The 11,155-nt window shown below is 37.1% G+C and carries 7 protein-coding genes and 2 pseudogenes; 4 read left to right on the top strand and 5 right to left on the bottom strand.

Annotated elements, in window-relative coordinates:
- Positions 1 to 286: 286 nt before the first annotated feature.
- The 5 genes from AB7942_RS23630 to AB7942_RS23610 form a co-directional block, all read right to left on the bottom strand.
- A complete protein-coding gene (locus tag AB7942_RS23630; protein WP_369448770.1) occupies positions 287 to 493 on the bottom strand; it encodes a hypothetical protein in 207 nt (68 codons plus the stop codon).
- 1,056 nt (positions 494 to 1,549) lie between these two features.
- Entirely contained in the window at positions 1,550 to 1,765 is a 216-nt protein-coding gene (locus AB7942_RS23625; RefSeq protein WP_369448769.1) for a YesK family protein, read from the bottom strand.
- Positions 1,766 to 2,139: 374 nt separating this feature from the next.
- Positions 2,140 to 3,243, bottom strand: coding sequence for a Ger(x)C family spore germination protein (locus AB7942_RS23620; RefSeq protein WP_369448768.1), 1,104 nt, complete (start codon positions 3,241 to 3,243; stop codon positions 2,140 to 2,142).
- On the bottom strand, positions 3,240 to 4,340 hold the full coding sequence (locus AB7942_RS23615; protein ID WP_369448767.1) for a GerAB/ArcD/ProY family transporter: 1,101 nt from the start codon (positions 4,338 to 4,340) through the stop codon (positions 3,240 to 3,242). The genes AB7942_RS23620 and AB7942_RS23615 overlap by 4 nt, the downstream gene beginning before the upstream one ends.
- A gap of 4 nt (positions 4,341 to 4,344) precedes the next feature.
- A complete protein-coding gene (locus tag AB7942_RS23610; protein ID WP_369448766.1) occupies positions 4,345 to 5,892 on the bottom strand; it encodes a spore germination protein in 1,548 nt (515 codons plus the stop codon).
- Positions 5,893 to 6,308: 416 nt separating this feature from the next.
- Here AB7942_RS23610 and AB7942_RS23605 point away from each other — a divergent pair, with 416 nt between their 5' ends.
- The 4 genes and pseudogenes from AB7942_RS23605 to AB7942_RS30585 form a co-directional block, all read left to right on the top strand.
- On the top strand, positions 6,309 to 7,661 hold the full coding sequence (locus tag AB7942_RS23605; RefSeq protein WP_483310903.1) for an arsenic transporter: 1,353 nt from the start codon (positions 6,309 to 6,311) through the stop codon (positions 7,659 to 7,661).
- 23 nt (positions 7,662 to 7,684) lie between these two features.
- Positions 7,685 to 8,359, top strand: coding sequence for a DUF2642 domain-containing protein (locus tag AB7942_RS23600; RefSeq protein WP_369448764.1), 675 nt, complete (start codon positions 7,685 to 7,687; stop codon positions 8,357 to 8,359).
- A gap of 970 nt (positions 8,360 to 9,329) precedes the next feature.
- A pseudogene (locus tag AB7942_RS23595) lies at positions 9,330 to 10,091 on the top strand (COG4705 family protein); the annotation flags it as partial.
- A 655-nt stretch (positions 10,092 to 10,746) separates the two neighbouring features.
- Positions 10,747 to 10,839, top strand: a pseudogene (locus AB7942_RS30585) (YjcZ family sporulation protein); the annotation flags it as partial.
- Between the last annotated feature and the right edge of the window lie 316 nt (positions 10,840 to 11,155).

Raw genomic sequence — 11,155 nt, 5'->3', positions numbered from 1 at the left:
AGCGAATGGCTAGTTCTTACTCGACGGGAATCCCACCCGCTATATGATACGACCTAGGCTCGGCCGCACAAGCACCCGTTAGTGAAGTACTAACTACCCGTATTTTCATCCATATGAAACAAGACCACTTAATTTTTAGTGGTCTTGTCTTTTTAGTTTGGAGTTTTTCTAACATTCATTGAGAATTGTTTGTAAATGGACCGACAATAACAGTTAGCGGTTTTACTTTTTACACTAGAATTTTTATTAATTCACATGAATGTCCATTTCACTGATTAAATAAGTATTACGCTTTTACTGCCATTTTGTTCATCATGCTCATCATTTCAGTCATCATTTCATCGCATTCTTGCATTTTAGTCATCATTTGGTCCATGTTCATATCCATGTTCATGTCACAGATTTGATCCATCATCATTTTCATGCAATTCATTTCACACATCATTTTTTCCATACAAGCCATCATCATCATGTTCATACACATTTTTTCCATTTCTAATTCCTCCAATAAGTAAATGTATTTTAGATAAAAAAGAAAATAAAAAAGCACCAAAACTCCCCTCATATTTAATACTCAAGGACCTTTTAGTGCTTCTTGTTGTCAAGTCAGCTATTCTTTTCTATCCAAAATTTACTATATAATACTTTTTTTATAAAATGTCAGAGTTTTTTCTTTTTTAACATAAATTTTGTACTTTTTACCTTATCTTTACTTTCCGTTTTGATTGTATTCTATCTACATTATGTACTTGAATTAACCTGCCCCGTTAGTGGAACAAGGAAAAGGCGATGCCTTCTTAAAGCATCGCACCCGTTACTTTATGTACAATTATTCACAATCTTATCCAATCATATTATTTATTTAGCAAGAATGACCTCATACTCAATAAAACAAGCAATCTATTTTCGGTTCCGCAGTTTGACCTAAAATCGCCTTTCGTATTTGGCTTGTTTGGGCTTTTTCTGTTTGTTCAAGTGGGTAAAAATAGGGCGCGGCATTAAAATTCGATGTGGGGGCAATTATTGGGCTTTATAGGTCAAATTCGACCATTTTGGTAATCGCTGAAGGTTGGGAAATAACTAATTTAGCCAATTGGTTAAACTCTATTTTTCTCTGTTTTCTTAGTTTTTCATACACTCTTATTGTCCAACATTAACCAGTTGGTTTGCGCTTACATTGCTGATATACTAGGAAGTGGCTGCAAAAGCCACCTGAAAAATTACTACATGGTTTGGACAATTGGCGCCGTTGTTTACACCGAATGTCTTGAGTGATTGCTTTTACGTTCTTTAAATCAGAAAATTCGATTAAATTTTTACATATTTAAACTTGATAAAAAAGGCTATTTCACTTTATGATTGTGTTGTTTAACACTATTGGTTCTCTTATTTTGTTTTTTTGTACTTTTTCTTCAACTATACTGCTCCGTTAGTTCAATAACAAAAAGCCACCAAGTATGGTAGCTGATCTTTAACTCTTTCACTTATTTAGTGATTGTATTGTTATTTAGAGGTATTAAAGTCATTAAAATAATACCGACAACACTACCTAAAAAAACGAGATAGAGTAAACTCCCATTCCCATTCCTGTCCAACCGCCTACACCAAAAATGCTATACAATAAAATAATTATGCAGAACAAAGAAATTGATAAAGAAACAATGTATACTTTGTTTTTATTAGTAAACATACCTAGTACAAAAATGCCAATTGCGACTAATAATCCAATATGGATAATTGGAAACAAACCTTTTATTTTGGGCATTAATATAAGTTTCTACATCGAAAAGTAAAATACCTTCTTCCACTAGCCAGCCCCGTTAGTGGAAGAAGAAATTATAAAAGGAGCATTTAGGTCCCAATTCAGGCTTATTAATCAAAAACACATGATTATCGGTAAATTCCATTTGGATGAAAATGCCGCCTCCAATTATTAACCTTTTTAAACTTCTTATCATCTGTAACATGGTTAGGAAGTGTCAATACTGTTACTGACCTTAATCCAGTCAACCCTAATCCATAGACTTATTAATTATCGCTCTCCTCTTTTTTTAACGATTGAGCAGGGTCTTTTTAAGTTTTGTCATTTTTCTAATCTTGAAGAAACTTATTTTCATGGTAGAATATCATTGGCCCGTGTTACTTAATCGTTCCCATCCCGCCAATTGTTACACGCACCTTGACGTTTACATCAGCCTTCGAAAAGGCTTTCCCCCATTGATTTTGGACTTTTTTCCACTCGGGATACGTATAGGCTCTTGCAAAAATCCCAAATCCAAACGGGTCAATGGTGGCGGTTTGCGTTTTCTTTATTAAGCGCTCGAAATCGGCTTGCAGTTTCGTTTCTATACTCTTTTGCAGTTTTGCTGGGTCCTTCCTTACATTGAATGGAAAAAGCCGTTCTGTAATGGCAATTCTCATTTTTACGTCTGTGTCAAAAATAAAATGACCGTCATACCTTACCTTTGTTTTTACCTTGATGTTCGGCGTACTATAGCTGATCCAATGTTTATCCTGTCCATTCGATTTCAAAGGGACTGAAATGGTAAATGGGAAATCACCTTTTGTTTTATGCTGCAGGATACGTAATAATTTGTTTTCATACGGTTTTATGCTTAACTTATATCTACTCTGTTCATCCAGCAGAGCCGTGCCGGTCAACATGATTTTGTGGTCTTTTTTCATTTCGGTGATGCTTGCTGTCATCCCTTTTTCCATCGTTTGCTTACGGAACTCTTGAATGGTCGTTTTTACTGTGATATTTCTTCTGTAGGCCGTTTCCACTAAATTGGCTAAATACAAAGGGAGACGCGGCTTGTCTTTCGGCCTAAAGAAAATGACATCAGAAACAGGCCCTTCTATGGCGACAACGCGTGTGGATACCGTATTTTTGGGGTCCCGATAGAAGGGATCAATATAATCAATCCAATTTTTTCGTTTTAACAGCTTTTTCCCGACTAAGATTAATTGCGTTTTGCTTCCCGAAGTTAAAGCCATTACCGTCATATCAAACAGTTCCCTGGAATCGCGAATCGTAACAGCTTTCACTTCGACTTTCTCTTCTTTTACCTTTGCTTCTTTATTAAACACCGGACTTGACATGTACACTACTAAATGATCATCCTCATCCAAGTCTAAACCTAGTATAAGTGACAGAGTGACATCTTCAACATTTATCTGGTCCACGCATCCCGTCATCATCATAGCCAAGAGCGATAGGCAAAGTAGTATCTTCCTTTTCAATGGCTTACCCTCCGACGCAACTTTTCATATATCCAGCTATAGATCCATAAAAAGGGAGGAGCTACGAATGCCAATTGCAGCCCTCCTTTGACAAACATTTGCTGGAATTTTTCCGATTCATTCCAAGTAGGCTCACGCCAAAAGACCAATCCAATAATGATCAATAATAAAATAATGACGTGCTGGCTGTGATCCTGTTTTCCCAGCAATTGACTAGAACAAAAGGTTGCAAGATATATGCAAGGCATCCAGGCTGTAGAAACAACAATCAGATAAAAAGCCAATATAACCATGTCAAAACGCTCTAAAAAACGGAATTCAATTAGCTTAAGTAAATACAGAACGGGCTGATTAAAATCGATAATCCCATCGGGGCTAAAATAGACAAAGCAGACTATCGTTACAAAAACATAAAACAACATCGTTAAGGTGTTCGCAATCGTGATTCCGAGAACCGCATGCTCCTTTTTTTGTAAAAAGGGGTACAAAAAGAACGCGACTTCAAATCCTAAAAAGGAAAAAACAGTAGTCGGTACAGCTGATAATACTGGTTTCCATCCTTCTTTAAGTATCGGAAGAAGATGCAGCCAAGTCCCATCCCTTAGCGGTATCAAGAAAAACAAAGGAATCCAAATGACCATGTAAAAAGACAGCTCAGAATATCTGCCTATGACACGAATCCCGTTACGGGCAACGAAAAAAGTAGGAATCGAAAATAAAAGTAAAATGATGTAACTTGGGGTTTTAGGCAGAAACCATGCCTTGATATATAGACTGCCGTTCACAAGAATGATCCAAGCGTAAAAAGCAAAGTACACCATGTAAACGATGACGGCTGCTTTCCCAACTATTTTTCCGAATAATCGGATAAGAATTTCGAAAAGGGTGTCATCTGGGTATCTTTCGGCCGTTTTAACTAAAAAAATACTCGCAACAACGGAGAAAAACCATCCAATCGGAATAGCGATCCAACCATCTGTCCCAGCTTTTTCCGCAAGTATACGCGGGAGAGCTAGAACACCCGTCGCCACCTGCGCCCCATTAATCAAAAAGATATACTGCATGAGAGTGATTTCATTATAGGCATATTTTTTCATCGTTTCACCTTTTCGTGCGATTTCGACCTTGTCGAATAGTTGGAATAGCCCCGGTGCCTTTGGGGCGGCTTTTCATTGCCCATAAAGGAAAGCGCAGAAACGCATCCTTCATATCAGCAAATCGGAATGGAGCTAGAGGAGTTCCATAGGGTGTACCTAATGATTCAAGACTAACCAGGTGGCCAACTATGGTCATCCACCCTACAACAATCCCTACAACTCCAAACATGGCAGCAGATAACATCATTGGAAATCTTAATAGTCTAATGGACGAACTCATATCATAATTAGGGATGTTATAAGAAGCAATCGCTGTAACAGCAACGACAATAATCATTATGTTGCTGACAATTCCCACCTGAACAGCCGCCTGCCCAATGATAATGCCGCCCACAATGCCAATGGTCTGACCAATCGGGGTCGGCAGCCTTAGTGCCGCTTCCCTCATCAACTCCAGGATCATTTCCATAATTACCGCTTCCAGCACGGGTGGGAACGGAACTTGTATCCTTGATTCTGCAATCGAAAGGAAAAGCTGCATCGGGATAACTTCATAATTATAGGAAATAAACGCAACATAAGTGGCGGGCAAAAATAAGGCCATCATAAAGGCAAAAAAACGCATTACCCGGATAAAGGAAGAAACGAACCAACGGGAACCGTAATCATCCACAGACTGAAAAAAGGAAATAAAGTTTGTCGGAGCAATCAATACGCTCGGAGAACGATCCATAATAATCACAAATCTCCCCTGAAGAATTTGGGATGCAGCTGTATCAGGTCTTTCAGTCAACATAATTTGCGGAAAGGGTGAATAAGGATTGTCTTCAATGAACTCGATAAGTTCGCCGGTATTAATGATAGCGTCCACTGTAATATTTTGAATCCGTGTTTCCAGTTCTCTTAGCACGTCTTCAGAAGCAACATCTCTCAAATATAAGAGGGAAACCTTTGTTTTCCCTCGAATACCGACGGTCATCTCTTTTAAGATTAATTCCTGATGGGGAATATACCTGCGGATTAGGGCAATATTTTGACTCCCTGTTTCCACAAACCCTTGATTAGCACCTTTTAGAGATATTTCATTTTGAGGATTATTAAGCTGTCTTTGCGGCCACCCTTTTGTATCTAATTGATACCCGGTGATTTGCCCGTTTAACAATAAAACGCTATCTCCTCCTAAAATCGCATTTTCGATCTGCCCCCACGTATAGACCATATCGATCTTTCCTATTGTGATTGGCAGTTCCTTATTAGGATCGAAGGAGCTATGCATCAATGGCTTTAGAACATAATTTTGGATCGCATCTTTATCCGTCAATCCGGGCAAGTACACCAAAGCGGCCTCCGTTTTACTCGCTGCGATGGGAAAGCGACGAATCACTATATCCGGTGCTTGAGAAAATAGCAGTTGGAGATTCTCTGTATTGTGGGATAAATCAGAGTCCAGGACATCATCTTCCATATTTTTTTTATAAAGATTAGAATTATTGCTTGTTTGATGGAACCGAGAAGAGCGCTTTCCTCTTAAAAACTTCAGAAAATAAGACATCAACTCCTTCCCTTTCTGCATTTGCTTTAAATTATGTTTATAGTATGCATTGTCTAAGGAAAAATATTCTAAACCTTCCCCTGGGCGACGCTTACTTAGCATCGCTTTTTATTTTTGCCATTAGAAACTACTTCAATTTAATAATAAGGGTTAATTCTTGTAATTAGCTATGTTCTTCAATCTTGACATGTGTAATTACTTGAATCGTTGTTTTTTAGACTCTAGTTGATTTTTTGGAAAAACGGGTACATACCCAAAGCCTGTCCTATTCGTGATACATATAAATACAGTACAACAACACAAGAGGGATAGATGGAAGGGGGGGACAAGAGTGGACTAACTATTGAGGGGGTTAGGTCGTCTCATGGAACCATCATGAAAAACTAGCTAGAAAGAAGGAGAAAAATATGCAACCAATGGTTTGGATAACCGTTTTATCTTTTTTGGTTACCCTCGGATTGATTCTTTGGAGACCTAGAGGCATTAATGAAGCTATACCTGCCACGATAGGTGCGATTATTGTCATACTCAGTGGAAGTGTTTCTCTAACAGATCTGGGTATAATTGCAGAAACGATAAGCGGTGCTGCGATAACTATTATGGCAACGATTGTAATGGCGATTGTCTTAGAGAGTTTTGGATTCTTTAACTGGGTGGCAGAGAAGCTTGCGGAAAAAGCAAATGGGTCTGGCATCAGATTATTCTGGTATGTCAATCTTTTATGTTTTCTCATGACACTCTTTTTTAATAACGACGGCAGTATTTTAATCACAACTCCAATCCTAGTCATGTTATTAAACAACATGGGCTTAAAAAACCATCAAAAAATTCCGTATTTGCTGTCTGGAGCTTTAATTGCAACTGCCTCGAGTGCTCCAATTGGTGTAAGTAACATTGTCAATCTGATCGCTCTAAAAATCGTGCATATGAGCTTGTATTTGCATACTGCGATGATGTTTGTTCCTGCCACGCTTGGTTTACTACTGCTGACTTGGCTCTTGTTCCTTCGCTTCAAAAAAGTCTTACCGAAAACCGTTCCGACTAAGATTACTGGGCGGTCACTCCCTTCTTACCATCCACTTAAGCCAAGTCCTATGAAACATGGTTCAGAGAAGGAACGTTCAAGGTTTATGCGAAACGTCCTGCTGTTTGTATTTGCAGTCCGTGTCAGTCTATTTGTCGCTTCGTTTCTTTCCATTCCAGTCTCTCTTATGGCTGTAATTGGCTCGCTGGTCCTTTTAGGATGGAGATGGGCTTATTTAAAAATACCTCCAACCGATATGCTGAAAAAAACGCCGTGGTATATTATCGTGTTCGCTTTTAGTATGTATGTGATTATTTACGGTCTGAATAATATCGGACTAACAGACTGGTTGATCCAATTTATGCGTCCAATGGTTTCTGGAAGCCTGCTCAATGCAAGTGTGATGATGGGTGTACTTCTATCAGTACTCTCAAATATTTTTAATAATCACCCTGCACTCATGGTTGGAACCCTCACGTTAACGCATATGAATCTAGATCTACTCTCCTTGAAAATCGCCTATCTGGCGAACGTCATTGGCAGCGACATGGGTTCCTTACTACTTCCAATGGGAACGTTGGCTACGCTGATGTGGATGCACATTGTAAAGCGTGGAAAAGTAAGAATCACTTGGTGGGAATATATAAAAGTAACAGCTGTCGTTATACCGCCTACTGTATTATTCACATTAGTGGTTTTATATTATTGGGTTTCTTGGCTCTTCGGTGGAGCACTCCAAGGATAATTTGAGAAAAAAGGAGAATTAAGATGCTTATAGATTTTGTAGATTCAATAGGAATTCAAATTGAGGTTGAAATTTCAGGAGGCGTTATTCACAAGGGAATCCTAACAGATGCTGGGTTGGACATCATTGTTTTATACGATGGCAGGACCGATTCATACCTCTATATTCCATTTGTTCATGTTCAAAGATTGAAAGAAACCATTTTAGATGAAGAATATACCTCTTATAACCCTCCTTCAGAAAAACCAATTGAAACAGATGTAATATCGTTTCGTAAATCATTAACGATTGCTAAAGGTTTGTTTGTCAAGGTTTACGTCACAGGGAATAAATCAATTCATGGTTATATAACCAGCATTATGAACGACTATTTTGTCTTTCACTCCCCTGTGTACAAAACAATGTTTATTTCGATGAATCATGTTAAATGGCTAATTCCGTATCCCCCTAATAAAATACCGTATTCTTTAAACAAGGAAAATCTACCCCTTGTGCCTATATCCACTCCTTTAGCCAGATCCTTTGATGAACAGATGAAAAGATTAGAAAATCAACTAGTTATTATAGATGGTGGAGAAAATACTGAAAAAATAGGCTTACTTCAAAAGATTCGTAATAACAAAATGATTCTTATAACAGCTGATGGGGAAACGGTTTGTCGCAATTTAGAGCATATCAAAACAATACAATTACCGTAAATACCTTATGTAATAGATAAGGAATTTAATAAACTCAACTTTAACCAAAAATAAGTAAGTAGGTGATGTCCACATGAGAAAACAAAACAAACAAAAAAAATAATCCAACCAGAGTTTGCCGACGAGGATGGATTACTCAATCACTTCTATAGCTGTTTGTTAGACCGAGACGTTCAAGTCACGGTCTTCTTTATGGTTTACCACATATTGTATTATATGTTGTTTGGTTTAATTTTGTTTAAGGTAAAAAAATATTGTAGTTCTATCTTCCTGTATTATCTCCCCTAAACTAATAAAGGTAATCTTAATTGGCACACCCAATAAATTACCTTTTGAAAATCCCTCGTATTTAAATATTTATGCATTTATTCTTCAACTAAACCTCCTCTATATAGAAAGGAAAATATTGAGATACCATCAACAATGAAATTGGGATAGACTTGAAAAGATTAATATTTCCCCTTACTGGTAAAATAACTTCAAGTAATCCCTTCTCATCCTTTTCTCCTCCCAGTATGAAAAATTACTTTCCCTTCTTCAACACTCCTGGACCGTAAATACAATAAGAAAATGCCGCTTATACTTAATAGACACTTAAGTTAATTTTAATCAGTTTTTAATAAATAGCCCCCCAATTTCTATTATAGTAGAGAAGTAGAGACTAACATCATCACAAATGAAAATAAGCGATGGAAACAATGACTACTTCCAAAAAGGAGATGAGTTCCTTTTTAAGAAAACTTAGCATTTTCTGAACAAACTGAAATAGTCCAACCTTCAGATCGGTAAATGATAAGCAAAGAATCACAAGTCACCATATTTTTTGAAATCGTCAAGATTATGGCAACCATTGTGGGAGAAACAGAGCGGACTTCCTAAATGATAAACTTGGATTTGGATGTGTTTCCTTATTTAGAGAGAGAAATAAAATTAAGTTGTGGGAAACCACTTTAAAGAAAGGAAATTATATATGCAAGAAAACCAAAATAAAATGAAAATTTTACTTAACAAAGTGCCACAAGTGACAATTTTCTTTTGGATCATCAAAATTTTGTGTACAACTGTTGGTGAAACATTTGCTGATTTCATCAATTTCAACATTGGACTTGGTTTAACTCTTACTACTATTATTATGGGAGCTGCATTTTTAATTGCATTGTTTTTTCAATTTAAAGCAAGCAAATATGTTCCAGCGATTTACTGGGTAACAGTTGTTCTTATAAGCGTATTTGGAACATTGGTAACGGATAACTTGACAGATAATATGGGTGTACCACTTGAGGTTAGCACAGCTGTTTTCTCGGTGCTTCTAGGACTGACTTTTCTATTATGGTATCTTAGTGAAAAAACACTATCGATCCACTCGATTTTTACTAGAAAAAGAGAGGTTTTCTACTGGCTTACGATCCTTTTCACCTTTGCACTTGGAACAGCGGTCGGCGATTTATATTCCGAACAACTTGGTTTTGGTTATCTCAACACAGGAATAGGCGTTGTTATTATTATTGCTCTTGTGTTCTTAGCTTATAAATTTTTGAAACTTGACGGAGTATTAGCTTTCTGGATTGCGTATATTTTAACTCGTCCGCTTGGAGCGTCAATTGGAGATTACCTATCTCAATCAAAAGTAAATGGCGGATTAGGACTCGGGACAACCGTTACGAGTGTGATTTTTCTTATCGCTATTTTAGCGATCATCGTTTTCCTTGCCGTTTCAAAAATTGATACAAATGCTAAAAGTGATATAGCGGAAACAAACCAAAGAAATGCAAATAAGAAACATGTGCTAACACAAACGATTGTTGTACTCGTAATTTTCTTAGTTGTTGGTATAGGTGGTTATAACTGGCGCAGTAATAATATTGCATCACAAGGTGCTGAAGAGCAAGCTACATTAGCAGGTCAAATAAACGATTTTGTTAAAATTGAAAATGATATGCTAAACGCTGTAAATAAAAACGACTTTTCTTCAGCGAAAAAAGGGGCAGATGAATTAGAACATCACTGGGACACACAGGAACCTAAGCTTCGAAAAATCGATGGCGCTACATGGACAAAAATTGATGGAACAATTGATGTTGTATTAGCAGCAGTTCGTTCATCGAATCCTGATGTAAACAAGTGTAAAACAGCACTTAACAATTCATTTAGTACCCTAAACGTAGAAAATAAATAATAATCTTAGGAATCGCCAATCGCGGTTCCTTTTTAAATAGAACTCTTATTAAACTGCTTCGTTAGTTCAACAAATACCTTAGTTTCCTAAAGCCAATTGAATAAAAAGAAAAATTAGCCAATAATTTCAATTTATTCGTTTTAATTTATCTCTCAACAAAACCACATTCCTTACATATGGTAGTTTATGCTCTCAAAAGGTGGTGTTAAATATGAGCGAAGGTACTAATTTCGGATCCGGATTTGCTTTTATTGTTGTACTGTTTATTCTTTTAATCATCGTAGGTGCATCCTTTGTTGGTGGTAGCTATGGCGGTGGCTACGGTGGTGGCTACGGTGGCGTTGGTTATGGTGGAGGCTTTTGTTGTTAATCCCCTCACGTCAAAACAACGTTAAGATTTCATACTCTGACAGGTCGTTATGACCTGTCTATTTGATTAACTTTAAGGTACTTTAACATGCTTTCCGATTCCTCTTTTGAACAAATCAAACTTATAATGTACATAATTTTTATTTCAAAATTAGGTATCAAACTAGTCCACACAATAAAAGTTCACATAGACTAATGATGTAACAAGACAAATTCATATGGAGGTCATTTAATGATGTCCTATAACTAAA

This window comes from Neobacillus sp. BF23-41, assembly GCF_041106275.1.
This window is presented reverse-complemented; position numbering and strand designations above follow the sequence as displayed.